We start from the raw sequence: 16,511 nt of genomic DNA, 5'->3' as shown, positions 1-16,511 counted from the left end.
CGCCGTCAGCACCACAATTCCGTTGGAGTTCCTCCAAGCCAGCCAGCGAAGGAGTGAAGGAAAAACGCGAAGATTCCCCGATGGTGTGGTCTTGCTGTCCCTCACCTGACCACCGGCCGACTATGAAGCCGTGGATCGAGCACTCAGCGTCGCCGCACTGCTGGACCCCACCCACCAGGTGGTCCCCTTTCACGGCAGAGAACCCGAACTCGACGCACTCGTGGCGTGGCGCGACAGCCCCGTCCCGCAGGCGTCCCTGCTCGTGCACGCCCCGGCGGGCGCGGGCAAGACCCGGCTGCTCCAGCGGTTCGCGGAGCTGTGGGACGACGACGCGCACGGGCGGCTGCTGGTCCTCGACGACGCCGACCGCCGCACCTGGCAGCAGGTCTTCGAGCAGCTCCAGGACACCCTGCGGCACGGCCCGCAGCGCACCAGGGTGCTGCTGGCGAGCCGGATCACGGGCTGGTGGTGGTCCTCGACCCGCCAGCGCGTCGCCGACTTCGACCACGAGGTCACCGAGCTCGCGCTCCCGCCGAGCCCGGCCGACCGCGCCGAGTCGTTCACCCTCGCCTGCGAGCACTTCGCCAAGCAGCTCGGCGTCACCGCACCCGACGAACCACCGCCGAACATCGCCGACGAGACCACCCTCGACCTGCACATGGCCGCGCTCACCGCGGTGCACGGCGACCCGTGTGAGGTGAACCGCACCCAGCTCGTCCGCCAGCTCCTCCGGCGCGACAGCGGTCCGCGCACCGGCCGCATCGCCGAGGACTACCTCGCCGTGGCCACCCCGGACTCCCCGGACCCCGACCTGCTCGCCCGCGCCGCCCTGCGCTGGCCCGCACTGCGGCCGCGGCTCGACCGGCTCGTCGCCGAGCACCCGGAGGTCGTCCGCGACATGGCCCGCGACAGCCTGCGCATCACCGCGGAGATCGGCTCCCGCGCCACGGCGGAGCACCTGGCCCGCCAGCTCTTCCGCGACGAGCGGTTCGCCACCGACGCCATCCCGTCGATGCTCACCCGCAGGCTGATCGAGGGCGCCGAGGACACCCTGGAACGCGCCGAGATGTACGGGATGCTCAGCGCCCGCACGATGGTGTGCGGGCTGCGGCACGAGTCCGTCGAGGCCTCCCGCCAGGAGGTCGAGTGCTATCGGGAGCTGGCGCGGCGGGACCCGGAGAACCGGCCGCTGCTCGCGGACGCGCTGGGGGACCTCGGCCTGCGGCTCATCAACGCCCAGCGCCGCGACGAGGTGCTGCAGGTCTCCGAGGAAGCCATCGGGCTGTGGCGCGAGATCGCGGAGGACGACCCGGAGACCATCCCGCAGCTCGCGTCCGCGCTGGAGCAGATCAGCTACCGCTACCAGGCGCTGCACCAGGACGAGGCGGCGATGACGGCGCTCAGCCGCGCCACCCTGCTCTTCCAGGAGCTGGCGAAGAACCACCCCTCGCTGTTCCGCGGCGACTACGCCAGGGTCGCCGCCGCGATGGCCCGCCGCTTCCACGCCGAGGGCGAGAAGCAGCACGCCGCCGAGTCGATGCAGCTGTCCATCGCGAACTGGCGGGTGCTCGCCCAGGAGGACCCGCGGTTCGAACCGGAGCTGGCCCGCAACCTCGCCATGGCCGGTGTGATGCTCACCGACCTGCGCCGCGCGGAGGCCGCGAGCGAGACGCTGCGGGAGGCCGTCGAGCTGTTCCGCAGGCTCGCGGTCGTCAACCCCGACACGTTCCGCTCGGAGCTGGCGGACGCGCTGACTCGGTACAGCAGGGCGGTGCACGAACTCGGCGACCCGGACGCGCGGCTGGTCGCCCAGGAGGCCGTGATGCTGTGGCGCGAGACGGACGACCGCAAGGGCCTCGGCACCGCGCTGCTCACCGTGGTGCACGTCGCGGACGACCTGCACGCGGCGGAGGAAGCCGTTGCGGTGCACCGGGAACTGGTCGCACGGGATCTCGTGTGGAACCAGGTCGACCTGGTGCTCGCCCTCGCCGTCCTCACCGAGCAGGAGCTGCTGCACGACCGGCACGAGGAGGCGCTGCGGCACGCGGACGAGTTCCTGGAGATCTGCGACCGCCTGCCGTCGCAGCTCATCGACTTCTTCGGCACGAAACTGGCGCCGGGTCTGCAACCGGTGGTCCGCGCACTGTCCGAAGCGGACCACCACGTCCGCGCGCTGCGGGCATCGGAGTTCGCGCTCGGCGTGTGGCGGGTGCTGATCCCGAAGACCGGACCGGTCGCCCACCTCGCCGCGCTCCAGCAGCACGCGTGCAAGCTCCGTGCCGCGGAACGGAAGGAGGAGGCCAGGAACACCGCGCACACCGCGATCGTGCTGTGGCACCTGCTCGGACCGGAGCTGGACGAGCAGCCGGGGTACGCCGACGCGCTCACCATCTACAGCAGGCTGTGCGTGGAGACCGGGTTCGAGGTCGACAAGGCGCTCCGGCTCGCCCACCGCGCGGTGCGGATCGCACGCGAGGTGGGCGACGAGGCGAAGCTGGAGTTCGCGCTGGAGACGGCAGCCGCGGCCGAGAGCGCGCTCAGCTGGTCGTGAGCAGCGACCGCACGAAGAACGCCACGTTGGCGGGGCGCTCGGCGAGCCGGCGCATGAAGTAGCCGTACCACTCGTCGCCGTACGGAACGTAGACGCGCATCCGGTTGCCCTCGGACGCGATGCGCCGCTGCTCCTCCGGCCGGATGCCGTACAGCATCTGGAACTCGTAGGTGTCCTTCGACCGCGCGGACGCGAGGTCGGCGGCGATGGCGATCAGCCGCGGGTCGTGCGAGGCCACCATCGGGTAGCCGGCGCCCTCCATCAGCACCTTGAGGCACCGCACGTACGACAGGTCGACGTCGTGCTTGTCCTGGTACGCAACGGAAGCAGGCTCCTGGTAGGCGCCCTTGCACAGCCGCACGCGGGAACCGGCGTGCGCGAGGTCGCGGCAGTCCTGCTCGGTGCGCTTCAGGTAGGCCTGCAGCACCGCACCCACCCACGGGAAGTCCACCCGCAGCTCGCGCAGGATGCCCAGCGTCGAGTCGGTGGTGGTGTGGTCCTCCATGTCGAGCGTCACGGTCGTGCCGACGACGGCGGCCGCGGCGCAGATGCGGCGGGCGTTCTCCAGCGCGATCTTCTCGCCGTCCACCGGCAGCGACTGGCCGACGGCCGACAGCTTGACCGACACCTCGGCGCCGTCGGTGAGCCCGTGCCGCTCCAGCTGCGCCAGCAGCGTCAGGTACGCCTCGACGGTGTCGTTCGCCTGCGACTCCTCGACGGTGTCCTCACCGAGGTGGTCCAGCGTGACCAGGCGGCCGTCACCGAGCACCTCGGCGGTCGTGTGGATCGCGGAGGAGACGTCGGCACCGGCGACGAACCGCTCGACGACGGGCCGGGTCAGCGGCGTCGACTCGACGAGCTTGCGGGTACCCGCGCTGCGGGACGCCAGGAGGAGGCTGGAGCGCAACATGGTTCACGTCCTCGGGGTGTGAGAGGTGAGGGGAACGTCGAAGTGCTTGTGGCGCAACGACGTTCCCCTCACCCAGGAGGGCCTGGTCTAGCCCTGGTGCGGGTGGAGGTGGGAGGTGGGGGCCACGAACGTCTCCTTGATGGAGCGCGGGCTCACCCAGCGGAGCAGGTTGTGGACCGACCCCGCCTTGTCGTTCGTGCCGGACGCGCGGCCGCCGCCGAAGGGCTGCTGGCCGACGACGGCACCGGTGGGCTTGTCGTTGACGTAGAAGTTGCCCGCGGCGAACCGCAGCTCCTCCTGCGCGTGCGCCACGGCGGCGCGGTCACGGGCGATGATCGAGCCGGTGAGGCCGTACGGCGCCGCGCTCTCCATCTGCTTGAGCACCGTCGCGTAGTCGGCGTCCTCGAAGACGTGGACCGCGAGCACCGGGCCGAAGAACTCGGTGGTGAACACGGAGTTCGACGGGTCGGAACCGAGCAGCACGGTGGGCCGGACGAAGAAGCCGTCCGAGTCGTCCGCGGTGCCGCCGGCGGCGATCTCCAGCGAGGAGTCCGCCCGCGCGGCCTGCAGCACGCCCGACAGCTTGTCGAACGAACGGCGGTCGATCACCGCGCCACCGAAGTTCGAGAAGTCGGTGACGTCGCCGTAGGTCAGGGCCTCGACCTCGGCCAGGAACTGGTCCTTGATCTTGTTCCACACCGAGCGCGGCACGTAGGCGCGCGACGCGGCGGAGCACTTCTGGCCCTGGTACTCGAAAGCACCGCGGATCATGGCCACGCGCAGCACGTCAGGGTCGGCCGACGGGTGCGCGAGGATGAAGTCCTTGCCGCCGGTCTCGCCGACGATCCGCGGGTACGAGCGGTAGTTCGCGATGTTCGCGCCGACCTGCGCCCACAGCTTCTGGAACGTCGCGGTGGAGCCGGTGAAGTGGATGCCCGCGAGGTCGGGGGAACTCAGCGCGACCTCGGAGACGGCCAAGCCGTCACCGGGCAGCAGGTTGATGACGCCGGGCGGCATGCCCGCCTCCTCCAGCAGCCGCATGGTGAGGTGCGCGGCGAACGACTGGGTCGGCGACGGCTTCCACAGCACCACGTTGCCCATCAGCGCGGGCGCGGTCGGCAGGTTGCCGGCGATGGCGGTGAAGTTGAACGGCGTGATCGCGTAGACGAAGCCCTCCAGCGGGCGGTGGTCCGTGCGGTTCCACACACCGGGGGAGGAGATCGGCTGCTCGCTCAGCAGGTTGCGGGCGAACTGCACGTTGAAGCGCCAGAAGTCGATCAGCTCGCAGGCCGAGTCGATCTCCGCCTGGATCGCGGTCTTCGACTGGCCGAGCATGGTCGCGGCGTTCAGCGTCTGCCGCCACGGACCGGCGAGCAGGTCGGCGGCGCGCAGCAGGACCGCCGCGCGGTCGTCGAACGACATCGCGCGCCACGCAGGGGCGGCCTCGCGAGCCGCGCGCAGGGCGTCGGTGGTGTCCTGCTGGGTCGCGCCGGCGAGGGTACCGAGGACCGAGCGGTGGTTGTGCGGCTGGACGACGTCGAACCGCTCGCCGCCACCCATGCGCTGCTCGCCACCGATGGTGAGCGTCAGCTCGAGCGGCTCCTTCTGCAGCTCGGTCAGCTTGGCCTGCAGCTCGGCGCGCTCCGGGGTGCCGGGGGCGTACTGCAGGACCGGCTCGTTGACCGGGGCGGGAACCTGGGTGACCGCGTCCACTCGCAACTCCTCGTCGAATCGTCGGTGCCCCAACCGTAAGTCCGGTCAAGCCGTCATCCGTTGTCCGACCAACCAAATTTCACCAGTTCAGATGTACGATCCGACAGTGTTGAAGTGCACGCGGGGAGTTTTCGTACCCCAGGAGGGAACGCGGGGCCCCCGCGTGCCGGAGCAGCAGGAGCGGCGGGGGTGGGGGCGGGGATGAGTTTGCGGCACATCCTGATCGCGCTCGGTGACCCGCTCGTCGAGCTGCAGGTCGCGCCCCACGGCCTGGAGGTCGACGTGCGCGACGTCGTGATCATGGACCCGGACGACCCGCCGGACGTGGCGGCGGGGGACCTCGCGCTGGTCATCGGCGCACGCGGCCGGGCGGCGTTGCCGCTGGTCAGGGCTGCCGGACGGGCGAAGGCCGCCGCCGTCGCCGTGAAGGAGAGCTCGCCGGCGCTGGAACAGGCGGCGACGGACGCGGGCGTGGCGTTGCTGGAGGTCAGGCCGGAGGTGCGGTGGGCGCACCTGGAGTCGTTGGCCAAAGGCGTGCTCACGACGACGACCGACGACGGCGAGGTGCTCGGCGACCTGTTCGCGCTCGCGCAGACGATCGCCACCCTCACCGGCGGCATCGTCAGCATCGAGGACACCGCGAGCCGCGTGCTGGCCTACTCGCGGTCGTCCGACGAGGTCGACGAGCTGCGCCGGCTGTCGATCCTCGGCCGCCAGGGGCCGGAGCCGTACCTGAAGATGCTGCGCGAGTGGGGCGTCTACAACCTGCTGCGGTCGGGCGAGGAGGTGGTGCGCATCGATGAACGCCCCGAGCTCGGCATCCGCCGCCGCATCGCCGTCGGCATCCACGCGGGGTCGCAGCCGCTCGGCACGATCTGGGTGCAGGAGGGCGACCAGCCGCTCACCGCCCAGGCCGAACGCGCACTGCTCGGCGCCGCCCGCGTCACCGCCCCGCACCTGATCCAGCAGCGCAACCAGCCCACGTCCCGGTTCCGGGAGAACCTCCTCGCCGCCCTGCTCACCGGCCGGATGGACGCGGCCACCGTCGCCGGCCAGATCGGCGCCGACCCCGGCAAACCCGCCGCGGTGGTGGTCTTCGCGCTCAGGAGCGCCGAGGGCGACCGCAGCGAGCACGAGCTGCGCAGGGCCGAGATGACCGGCCTGATCTCCGTGCACGCGGCGGCGTACCGGCGCAGCGCGCTGGTGAGCGAGTCCGGCGGCCGCACCTACGTGCTGCTGCCCGACCTCGCCCCGAACGCGCAGCTGCTGAACCTCACCCGCGAGATCGTCACCACGGCCCGCCGCCACCTGCACACGGCGGTGCAGGCGGCGGTCGGCTCGACGGTGGCCACGCTCGACGAGGTGCGGGTGTCGCGGCAGGAGGCCGAACGCGTGCTCGACGCGATGGCCCGCGACCTCGACGCCGAGGTCGCCACGCTCGCCGACGTGCGCTCGCAGGTGCTGGTGAGCGAGATCCTCGCGCTGCTGCAGGACAACCCGAGGATTCGCGACCCCCGCATCGACGCGCTGGACCCGGAGCTCGCGAAGTCGCTGCTCGCCTACCTCGACGCGCTGGGGGACGTGCGGGCCGCGGCGGACCGGCTGCACGTCCACCCGAACACGCTGCGGTACCGGCTGCGGCGGATCGACCTGGACCTGGACGACCCGCTGGTGCGCCTGATCGCCCAGCTTCAGCTCAGGATGCGGTAGAGCAGCGCCCGTTCCGCGATCGTCCACGTCGTCGTGGTGAGCAGGTACAGCCCGGCGGCCAGCGGCAGGTAGGCCGCGACCAGGATCGTGCCGAACGGCAGCACCTTCACCAGCCCGGTCATGAACCCCGGCGCGGGCGTGGCGGTCAGCTGCGACCGCTGCCACCGCACGGTCAGGTACGCCACCACGGCCAGCGCCGCGAACAGCGCGAAGAACACCCACGCGAAGCCGGTGGTGAAGTGCGAGCCGAGCGAGACGCCGAACAACGTGCCCTCCAGCAACGGGTTCGGCGTGGTGACGACCTGGTAGACGACCATGAAGAACGGGGCCGTCGCGAGCATCGGCAGCAGTCCCGCGAACATCGAGACGCCGTTGCTCTGGTAGACCTTCTGCGACTCCTCCGAGAACCGCACCAGGTCCTTGCCGTGCTTCTTCTGCAGCTCCCGGATCTCCGGCGCGAGCTTGGCCTTGGCCTTCTCCCCGCGCACGGCGGCGCGGTACAGCGGGTGCAGCGCGAGCCGCACGACGATGGTGAACAGGACGATGGCGAGCGCGGGCGTGCCGAAGCTCGCCAGGGCAGCGCCCAGGTCAGCGAACAAGGGTTATTTCTCCGTCTTGAGTCGGGTGTGCGGGACGTGTCAGAACGTCCGGCACCCCGGTGCTCGGGGACGGGGCCGACCAGCGGCGTCGGGGTTGCGCAGCCGCAGCTGCGCCGATCGTTCGGCGCGTTCCCGGATCGCGAGCGACCGGGCCGGTGCCACCGACCGCGGCACGAGCGCGACGACGACGAGCAACGCGAGCGCCAAGGCGGTCACGGCCGCGACGACCTCGGTCGGCGAGGACAGCAGCGTGAACGCGTAGAGAGCGGGCAGGAAGACGGCGAGCAGCAGCACCGCCCGGTTCCTGGTCTCCTGCCGCATCATGTCCCCGAGTGTACGGCCACGGCAGGGGCGCGGTCCTGGGAACGCCACGCGGAGCCGGGACCGGGCGGGGTCACGACTCGACGAGGCCCGGCCGGTCGGGGTGGTCGTAGCGCACGACCAGGTCGGCCACCGGCTCGTAGTCGTCGAACGCGGGCAGCGTCCACTGCTCGGCGGTCTTGCGGCGCAGCGCTCCCGGCGAGAGCCACAGGTGCACGGTCAGCTCCGCGGGCAGCCACCGGTCGAGCAGCAGGGTGCCGTCGACCAGCACCACGCCGTTCTCCGGCACGTCCACGTACTCCGCGCGGCTGGCCCGGTCGGTGGCGGCGTTCCACAGCGACGGCAGCACCTTGCCGTCCAGCGCGGGGTCGAGCACCTCGCGTTGCAGACCGGCCAGGTCGAACCAGTCGTGCCGGTAGGAGTACGGGTCGGTGCGGCCGTGCTCCAGCCGCACCGACGCCGGTCGCAGGAAGTCCTGTGTGGACACGCGCTGGACGGAACGGCCCGTGGCGCGCAACGGTTCCACGAGCGCGTCGGCGAGCTTGCCCGGTTCGGCGGCGGGAGCGCCGTCGAGGAGCACGCGCACCCGGCCGTCCAGCGCGGTGACGCGGGAGACGATCTCGGCGACCAGGGTGTCGTGGGAGAGCGGCCGGACCTTCATCGCCACCCCGGTGACGGCGCCCAGTCCGCCCAGGCCGTGTCCCACCAGATCTCACCGGACGCCAGCATCTGCTCGATCTTCACGCCCTCCGCGCGGATCGCCTCGGCCTCCGCCGCGGAGTACTTGCCGGCCGCCACCTGCTCCTCGAACTCGTCGAGGTCGCGCTGCTGCCACGTGCCGTCGGGCGCCATGGTGTAGTCGAGCGCGTGGTCGAGGGTCTCGAAACCGTCGGCCGTGCGCCGGTAGGGCGCCTGCAGGTTCAGGTAGTAGTTGCCGAAGCGGCGGTCCTCGCCGTGCCAGAACAGGTCGACCGAGTAGGCGTCGTCCGGGCGGTGCAGCATGAGCTTGCCGTGGCCGCGCCAGAAACCGCGTTCCGGCCGGTCCCACGGGTGCGGGTGGTGGTGCTCGGGGTAGGTGAGCGGGGTGCCCGGCTCCACGAACACCGCGAGCAGCCCCGGCTCGTCGACCACGACCCTGGTCGGCATCTCCGACCAGACCCTGCCGTGCAGCACCTCCCGCCGCACGACCACCTCACCCGGCGTGAACAACCTCATGCGCCGAACTTACGTGATCACGCTCGGCCGCGTCCCTCGCCATCATGCGCCGCTTGAGCGCGGGAACGGCGTTCGTGACGCGCAGGACCGTGCGGAACATCGCGAGCACGACCCGGCCGATCACGGGCCTGTGCAGCATGCCGGTGCCGTCCATCTGCTCACGCGAGGCGAGCACGGCCTTGAACCCGTACTCCACCATCTCGGTCTCGTACTCACCGATGGCGGTGACCACGTCCTTGCCGCGGTGGGCCTCGGTGAGCTTGCGGGTCAGCAGCTCCGCGTCGCGCAACGCGGTGTTCGCGCCGATGCCGCGGCCCGGCGTCATGAGGTGCACGGCGTCACCGATCAGCGTGACGTTGCTGGGCTTCCACGGCCGAACCGGCTCCGACGTGCGGACCTTGATCCGGAACACGGTCCGCGGGTCGGCCAGCCGGAAGAGCTCGCGCAGGTTCGGGTGGAACTTCGGCGTCATCCCCAGCACGACCTGCTTGAGCTGCTCCTGGTCCAGCCCGTCGAGCTCGGGGAACTTGTCGTGTGCCGCCGCGTAGCCCCACATGATGTAGTCGTCCTCGACGCCCGCGGTGTCGAAGCGCATGACGTGCAGGATCACGAACGAGCCGCGCGGGCCGTGCAGCAGCGTCACGGCCCGTTCCGCCTGCGGTGGCAACAGCGCCAGGTTCTCCGGGGTGAGCGGCAGCTTGCCGGCGATCGAGGTGATGCCGGTGTCGGAGATCCGCGCGTGCGGCAGGTACTGCTTGCGCAGCTTCGACTGCGCGCCGTCGGCTCCGACGAGCACGTCACCGGTCTCGGAGGTGCCGTCGGCGAAGAACGCGGTGACCGAGCCGTCGTCGTTGCGGCTGAAGCGGGTGAACGCCTTGTCGAACCGCACGACGTCCTCCAGCCCAGTCAGCAGCGCGGTCCGCATCGCGATGCGGCTCACCGACTTCTCGCTGCGGGACTCGTCGCTCTGCTCGGGCAGTTCCGCGACCAGCAGCTCGCGGTACTTCTCGGTGCGCATGTTGATCAGCTTCGGCGGCCGGGCCGTGGTGCGCACGAACTCGGCGAACACCTCCTCGGGTAAGCAGCTGTGCAGCGCCTTGCTGCCGTCCGGGCTGATCCCGACCCGGTAGCCGATCAGCATGCTGCGCGGCGTGCGGTCGCGTTCGAACAGCGCCACGTCCACGCCGGCCTTCTTCAGCCCGTGCGCCAGGCACAGGCCACCGGTCCCCGCTCCGATGATGAGTACGCGCATGACTTCCCCCTCAACCAAGTATCTTAGTTGAGAAGATATTCATGTGCTGAGAGTCTTGTCAATCGTCCTGGTTGAGCCTCCGCAGCCGGGCGGTCGTGATCGCGACCCGCACGTCGTTCGGCGGCAGCAGCCTGACCAGCTGTTCCATCGCCTCGGCGTCGTGCTCGCCGGAGTCGGTCTGGACGAACGTCCACAGCGCGTTCGCGTCACCGCGCGACAGCACGGCCCGGCGCACACCGCTCGCCAGGTCGTCGCGCTCGGCCAGCACGACCGGCGCTTCGGAACGGGGGAGCAGTGTGCCGCGGTAGCGGGAGGCGGCCAGCGGGACGTCACCGTTGCGGAGGGCGGCGCGCACGGCCAGGAAGTCGGCCTCCACGTGCGCGGTCAGCCGGTACGGGCGGGTCGCGAGCACGCCGGCGCCCAGCTGCGCGCGCAACCGGTGCAGCTCCGCACGAACGGTCGTGGGATTGCCGCGCTCGCCGTAGAGCCGCAACGCGAGCTGGTCGGCGGTCAGGCCGCCGTGCACCGTCAGCGCGCACAGGATCTCCGCGTGCCGCAACGAGATCGGCACCTCGCGGGCGTCCAGCACCACCTTCGGTTCGGGCAGCAGGAACGACAGCGACAGCACCGAACGGCGCACGAGCCGCTGCCGGGGAACGCGCAGCAGGTATCCGTGGGCGAGCGGTTCCAGCACGGCGTCACGGCCGTCGGGCAGCCGCACCCGGTCCGAGGACACGTCGACGCGCGGTGGCACCAGCCCGTACGGCTCGGCGGCGACGACCCGGCCGGTCGGGCTGAGCAACGCGCCCGGCTCACCGCGCAACGCGACCAGGTGCCGCATGTTGCGCGCCCGCAGCTCCTCGTCCTGGGCGCTCATCCTGGCCAGCAGCGCCGACTCGGCGAGCCGGGCGGAGGCCGACACCAGCGCCACCATCGACGGGTGCATCGTCTCCATCGGACCGCTCAGGTCGACGACGCCGATCACCTCGCCGGTGTCCGGGTCGCGCACCGGGCTCCCCGCGCACGTCCAGTGGTGGTAGGTGCGCACCAGGTGCTCCGCGGAGTGGACGGTGACGCTGGAGTTCACCGCGAGCGCGGTGCCCATCGCGTTCGTCCCCGCCGCGTCCTCCGACCAGAGCGTCCCCGCGCCCAAGCCGACGTCCTCGGCGTAGGAGCGGGTCGGGTGGGAGCCCTCGCACCACAGGATGTGGCCCTGGGCGTCCGCGACCACCATGATGTGCCTCGCCTCCTCGGCGAAGCCCAGCAGCGTCTCGCGCAGCACCGGCAGCGTCGGGTGCAGCGGGTGCCGTTCACGCAGGTCCGGCAGCTCGTCCTGGGCGAACACCGTCGGCGCGGTGTGCAGGTCGGGGTTCACGTTGGCCGCGAGTGACCGCTGCCACGACGCCGAGATGACGGAGCGTGGCGAATCGGCCGTGCGAGTGCCACTCAACACGGCATCTCTGACCCGGCTGAGCAACAGTGCGTGTTGCCGGTGGTCGGCGGTCACTGGTCCATCCACGGCTTGCAACGAGCATGCAACGTTCTGCTGCCTACTTTCTCATTTCCCCCACCTCAGGCGATCGGTGGGCCATCTTCCGCAGGGAGTCGAGAATGACGCAGTACGCGGCACCGGGGCAGCCCGGCAGCGTGGTCGCGTACCGGCCCAGGTACGACCACTTCATCGGCGGCGACCACGTGCCACCCGTCGCCGGCGAGTACGCCGAGAACGTGACGCCGGTGACCGGCGAGGTGTTCACGGAGGTCGCGCGCGGCACCGACGCCGATCGCGCCCGTGCGCTGCACTCGGCCGGCGGTGCCGCACAGGCCTGGGGGCGCACCACGGCACGGGAGCGCGCCACGGTCCTGGGTGAGATCGCCGACCGGGTCGAGGAGCACGCCACCGAGCTGGCCGTCGCGGAGACGTGGGACAACGGCAAGCCGGTGCGCGAGGCGCTGGTCAACGACGTCCCGATGCTGATCGAGCAGTTCCGCCAGGTCGCCGCCGTCATCCGCACCGAGGTCGGCACGGTCGAGCAGCTCGGCTGCGGCACCACCGACTACCGCACCCACCAGCCCGTCGGCGTGGTGCAGCGCAGGCTCGGCTGGGCGTTCCCGCTGCTGCACGCCGCCCGCGTGCTCGCCCCCGCGCTCGGCGCCGGGAACACCGTGGTCCTGGAGCCCGCGCTGCAGACGCCCGCGTCGGTCCACGTGCTCATGGACGTGATCGCCGACCTGCTGCCACCCGGTGTGGTGAACGTGATCACCGGATCTGATGACCACCCGGCGGTCGCCGGCCGCTGCCCGAACATCTTCTTCGCCGACGTCACCGCCCAGCGCGACGACTTCCTCGACAAGGCGCTGGAGGGCTTCGCGATGTTCGCGGCCAACCAGGGCCAGGTGGCCACGGCCCCGTCCCGCGCGCTGGTCCAGACCGCGGGCTACGAGGAGCTGCTGCACCTCGCGACCGAACGCACCCGGCAGCTGCGCACCGGCAACCCCCTCGACACCGACACGGTGGTCGGCGCCGTGGTGTCGCTGGCCCAGCGCGACCGCGTGCTCGCCTACGTCGCCCGCGGCAGGGCCGAGGGCGCCCGCCTGGTCACCGGCGGCGAGGCCTCCGGCCACTACGTCCAGCCGACGATCTTCGAGGGCGACCACCGCTCCGGCGTGTTCGCCGACGACGTGCTCGGCCCGGTCGTGTCGGTGACCAGGTTCGACGACCGCGACGACGCCGTGAAGATCGCCAACGAGGCCACCGCCCAGATCGGCGCCGGCGTCTGGTCCCGCGACGTCGTGCTGGCCCACCACCTCGGCCAGGAGCTGCGCGCGGAACGGGTCTGGGTGAACAACTACCACGCGTACCCGGCGAACACCGCGGTGCTCGCCGAGTACCGGCGCGTGAAGCACCTGCTGGTCAGCTACACCGACCGCGCGCAGGGCTACTTCTGACCGCTCACTTGCGCCAGGGCACCTGAGGGGAGGCGTAGTAGCCGATGCCCATCGCCTCCCACCGGGGTGCCTGCGCGCCCAGCCGCGGCGCGAACCGCTCCCAGTCGTGGACCGAGGCGGGTGCCCAGCCGAGCTCGGCCGCCACGGGCAGGCGCGGGAACGCCATGTGCTCGACGTCGGCCGTCGTCCGCAGCGTCTCCGTCCACAGTGGAGCCTCGACGCCGCGGACACTGGCCTCGCCGACCCCGTCGAGGTACGCGCCGGGGTTCCAGCTGTAAGCGTCCTTCACCTCGATGTACCCGGCCCAGCTGAGGCCGAGTGCGGTGTTCTTGTCGTACTTCATGTCGAGGTAGACCCGGTTCGCCGGCGACATGAGCACCTTGTTGCCGCGCTGGGCCGCCGCGGCCACGTCCGCGTTGGTCGTCTTGGTGCCCCAGAACTGCGGGACGACGGAGGTGTCGGTGGTGGTCTTGACGAACTCGTGCCAGCCGACGGTGGTCTTGCCGTACTTCTTCACGATCGGCAGCGCGCGGTCCATGAACGTCTGGTAGTCCGCGTCGGAGGTCGAGTGGGCCTCGTCGCCGCCGAGGTGGAAGTACGGACCGGGCGTGATCGCCGAGACCTCGCGGACGACGTCCTCGACGAACCGGTACGTGACGTCGTTGTTGATGCACAACGACGAGAAGCCGACCTCGATGCCGGTGTAGAGCGGCCGCTTCTGGCCGTCGCAGTTCAGCTCGGCGTAGCTCGCCTGGGCGGCGTTGGTGTGACCAGGCATGTCGAACTCGGGGATCACCGTGATGCCGCGCGACGCCGCGTGCGCGACGAGGTCCTTGTACTGCTGCTGCGTGTAGTAGAGCCGGCCGGTGCGGCCGCCGACCTCGGTGCTGCCGCCGATCTTCGTCAGCTCGGGCCACGACTTGATCTCCAGCCGCCACCCCTGGTCGTCGGACAGGTGGAGGTGGAAGTAGTTGACCTTGAACGTGGCGAGCTGGTCGACGTAGCGCTTCACCTGGTCGGTGGTGAAGAAGTGCCGGCTGACGTCGAGCATCGCGCCGCGGTGGTGGTAGCGCGGGAAGTCCGTGATGCTCGCGCCCCTGACCTGCCACGGCCCGGGCTGCTTCCGCTTCGCCTCCGCCTTGGCGGGCAACAGCTGGCGCAACGTGGCCACGCCGTTGAAGTGGCCGGCCGCCGTGTTGGCGCGGATGACCACCTGCCTCGGCGTCACGTCGAGCTGGTAGCCCTCGGGACCGACCTTCCGGTCGGCGCCGCCCGCGAAGACGATCCCGGTGTGGCCGAGCCGGTCGGTGACCGGCAGGCGGAAACCGGTGGAGGGCCGCAGGGTGTCGGCCAGGAGCTCGGCGGGCGCGGCGGCGTGCCGCGTGGTCACCTGGATCTTGGCGGACGGCGACAGCGTGAAGACGCCGGGACGCGCGGTCAGCTGGGCGGGGTGCGGAACGAGCTGCGGGGGCGGCGGGGCTGCGTCGGCGGTACCGGTCACCAGGACTCCAGATGCGGCGATCAGCACGGCCGCCAGGGCGGATTTGGCTCGATGTCGTGCCACGACTCGTCCTCCAGGGCAGGGAGCGAAGTGGCGGCGGCGCTGGGGATCACGGTTTCAGCGCCCGGCCGGGATGTCAAGGTCCAGACCAATTGTGCCGGTTCCCGGAGGCTTGCGCGAACGGGCCGGGGCGGGACGTCCCGTCCCCGGCCCGACCCTGAATCCCTGCGGTCTAAGGGTGTTCCTTCGACAGCTTGTGCCACAGCGCCGGAAGCGCCGCCTCCGTCCGGTGGGCGAGCTCCACCTCCTGCCCGTACAGCAGCCCGAACGTGAACCCGTTGTCGTCGCCCCGCCCCAGCTCCAGCAGCACCGGCCGGGCCACGACGGAGTCCTGGTGGTCGCCGAGCAGGGTCTGCACCTCCTTGGCGCGCTTGCGCAGGGCCGTGGCGTGCTTGCCGAGCGCGGGTTCGGCGACCTCGGCGGAGTAGCGCAGGCGCTTCGCGGCCTTGCGGGCCTCGTGCAGGGGCGTGTCGCTGTCGTCGGTGGCGAGGGCGGTCTTGATGCGGGCGTCCAGGCGGTGGCGGGCCTTCTCCACGAGCTTGGGCAGGACGTCCTTGGCCCTGCCCGCGGCGAGCGGGGTGAGCGGGGGATCGGTGAGCAGCGTGTCGATGGAGTTCAGCAGGGCGAAGTAGCGCTCGTCGTCGAGGGCGGCGACGGAGGCCTCGTGGGCGGCGGCCTCGCGCGGGGCGAAGTGGCGGGTGAGGCGTGCGGCCACGTCACCGAGGGCCAGCTCCGGCGGGAGGGCGTGCAGGGCCTGCTCGAAGCGCGTCCGCAGCACCTCCAGGTCACGGGAGGTGCCCAGGACGCCCGCGAGCCACTTCAGCTCGTCGGTCAGGGTGCGGGTGGCGTCGCGGTCGACGACCTTGCCGAACGCCTGCAGTGCCGAGCGCATGCGGCGGGTGGCGACGCGCATCTGGTGCACGGCGTCGTCCTCGCTGCGGCGCACGCGCGGGTCCTGGTTCTGCAGGGCGGCGCGTTGCTCGTGCAGGTAGGCGAGGACGACGTCGCCCGCCGTGGACTTCTTCGTCACGCGCGGGACCGGGTCGCGTTTGACGCCGATCACCTGCGAGAGCTTCGAGGCCGACGACGAGCGGTGGATGCCCGCGTCGCCCAGGTGCTGTTCGACGGTGTCGAGCAGGGCGCGGTCGCCGGTGCCGAGCTCGACCTCGATCTCGCGCCACGAGGTGGTGCGGGTGGACGAACCCATGGTCTGGGCGGTCACCACGTCGTCGACGACCTCGGCCAGCACCTCGCCGTCGCCGTTGGACAGCTGCCAGCGGCGGCGGTTCGTCTTGATCTGCGCCACCGGCGCCAGGGACGAGCCGCGGGTGTGGGCGCGCACCAGGGACGTGAGGTCCTTCGGCGGTGTCTTCACGGCGCGGCCGAGCGGGGCGTGCAGCTCCTGGCGCGAGTCGGTGCCGGCGGGCAGCTTGAGGTGCCAGCCCTCGTCGTGACCGCCGACGCGCCTGCGCAGGGTCACGCCGGCGCGGGCGAGGCGGTAGTCGTCGGTGTCGAAGTAGGTGGCTTCGAGGTCGAACTCCTCGGGGCCCGTCACGACACCGGTGATCTCGGTGAGGTCCGGCAGACTCGCGTCCGATGGGGCCTCGTACTTGCGTTCGGTCTCGGTAGCAGAGGTCGCCATTTCCCATTCATACCCCGCTTCGGCCCAGTTCACCCGCGTCGTGACGGTGGGTGAGGACGGGTGCCTCGGCCGGGCGGAAGCGGTACTC

13 protein-coding genes are annotated in these 16,511 nt (G+C 71.3%); 3 read left to right on the top strand and 10 right to left on the bottom strand.

Features of this window, described 5'->3' with window-relative positions; genetic code table 11:
- The first annotated feature begins 130 nt into the window (after positions 1 to 130).
- Entirely contained in the window at positions 131 to 2,551 is a 2,421-nt protein-coding gene (locus tag AB0A63_RS38315) for a hypothetical protein (RefSeq protein WP_360400903.1), read from the top strand.
- On the opposite strand, the gene AB0A63_RS38310 is transcribed toward AB0A63_RS38315, so the two are convergent.
- A complete protein-coding gene (locus tag AB0A63_RS38310) occupies positions 2,538 to 3,461 on the bottom strand; it encodes a proline dehydrogenase family protein (protein ID WP_360400900.1) in 924 nt (307 codons plus the stop codon). The genes AB0A63_RS38315 and AB0A63_RS38310 overlap by 14 nt on opposite strands.
- A gap of 87 nt (positions 3,462 to 3,548) precedes the next feature.
- On the bottom strand, positions 3,549 to 5,174 hold the full coding sequence (pruA, locus tag AB0A63_RS38305; protein WP_360400897.1) for an L-glutamate gamma-semialdehyde dehydrogenase: 1,626 nt from the start codon (positions 5,172 to 5,174) through the stop codon (positions 3,549 to 3,551).
- A gap of 201 nt (positions 5,175 to 5,375) precedes the next feature.
- Between pruA and AB0A63_RS38300 the strand changes: the two genes are divergently transcribed.
- Entirely contained in the window at positions 5,376 to 6,884 is a 1,509-nt protein-coding gene (locus AB0A63_RS38300; protein WP_360400894.1) for a helix-turn-helix domain-containing protein, read from the top strand.
- Here AB0A63_RS38300 and yidC read toward each other — a convergent pair.
- The 6 genes from yidC to AB0A63_RS38270 form a co-directional block, all read right to left on the bottom strand.
- Positions 6,866 to 7,483 carry a membrane protein insertase YidC gene (gene yidC, locus AB0A63_RS38295; protein ID WP_360400891.1) on the bottom strand — a complete coding sequence of 206 codons (618 nt, stop codon included), beginning with the start codon at positions 7,481 to 7,483 and terminating at the stop codon, positions 6,866 to 6,868. The genes AB0A63_RS38300 and yidC overlap by 19 nt on opposite strands.
- A gap of 39 nt (positions 7,484 to 7,522) precedes the next feature.
- Entirely contained in the window at positions 7,523 to 7,807 is a 285-nt protein-coding gene (locus AB0A63_RS38290) for a DUF6412 domain-containing protein (protein WP_360400888.1), read from the bottom strand.
- Positions 7,808 to 7,877: 70 nt separating this feature from the next.
- Positions 7,878 to 8,465, bottom strand: coding sequence for a uridine kinase (locus AB0A63_RS38285; RefSeq protein WP_360401014.1), 588 nt, complete (start codon positions 8,463 to 8,465; stop codon positions 7,878 to 7,880).
- Positions 8,462 to 9,019 carry a DUF402 domain-containing protein gene (locus AB0A63_RS38280; protein WP_360400885.1) on the bottom strand — a complete coding sequence of 186 codons (558 nt, stop codon included), beginning with the start codon at positions 9,017 to 9,019 and terminating at the stop codon, positions 8,462 to 8,464. Before AB0A63_RS38280 ends, AB0A63_RS38285 begins: the two co-directional genes overlap by 4 nt.
- Entirely contained in the window at positions 8,997 to 10,271 is a 1,275-nt protein-coding gene (locus tag AB0A63_RS38275; protein WP_360400882.1) for an NAD(P)/FAD-dependent oxidoreductase, read from the bottom strand. The genes AB0A63_RS38280 and AB0A63_RS38275 overlap by 23 nt, the downstream gene beginning before the upstream one ends.
- Positions 10,272 to 10,329: 58 nt before the next feature.
- Positions 10,330 to 11,724: a GAF domain-containing protein gene (locus AB0A63_RS38270; protein WP_360400879.1), complete on the bottom strand. Its 1,395-nt coding sequence runs from the start codon at positions 11,722 to 11,724 to the stop codon at positions 10,330 to 10,332.
- 158 nt (positions 11,725 to 11,882) lie between these two features.
- On the opposite strand from AB0A63_RS38270, the gene AB0A63_RS38265 reads away from it, so the two are divergent.
- On the top strand, positions 11,883 to 13,220 hold the full coding sequence (locus tag AB0A63_RS38265) for an aldehyde dehydrogenase family protein (protein ID WP_360400876.1): 1,338 nt from the start codon (positions 11,883 to 11,885) through the stop codon (positions 13,218 to 13,220).
- A 4-nt stretch (positions 13,221 to 13,224) separates the two neighbouring features.
- Here AB0A63_RS38265 and AB0A63_RS38260 read toward each other — a convergent pair whose 3' ends face one another.
- Entirely contained in the window at positions 13,225 to 14,784 is a 1,560-nt protein-coding gene (locus AB0A63_RS38260; RefSeq protein WP_360400873.1) for a beta-N-acetylhexosaminidase, read from the bottom strand.
- A 169-nt stretch (positions 14,785 to 14,953) separates the two neighbouring features.
- The gene (locus AB0A63_RS38255; protein ID WP_360400870.1) at positions 14,954 to 16,423 is read right to left on the bottom strand and encodes a CYTH and CHAD domain-containing protein; all 1,470 of its coding nucleotides are present in this window, start codon (positions 16,421 to 16,423) and stop codon (positions 14,954 to 14,956) included.
- Between the last annotated feature and the right edge of the window lie 88 nt (positions 16,424 to 16,511).

The organism is Lentzea sp. NPDC042327 (assembly GCF_040647275.1).
Classification (GTDB): domain Bacteria; phylum Actinomycetota; class Actinomycetes; order Mycobacteriales; family Pseudonocardiaceae; genus Lentzea.
Note: the sequence above shows the minus strand (reverse complement) of the source record. Positions and strands in the feature narration are given on the sequence as shown.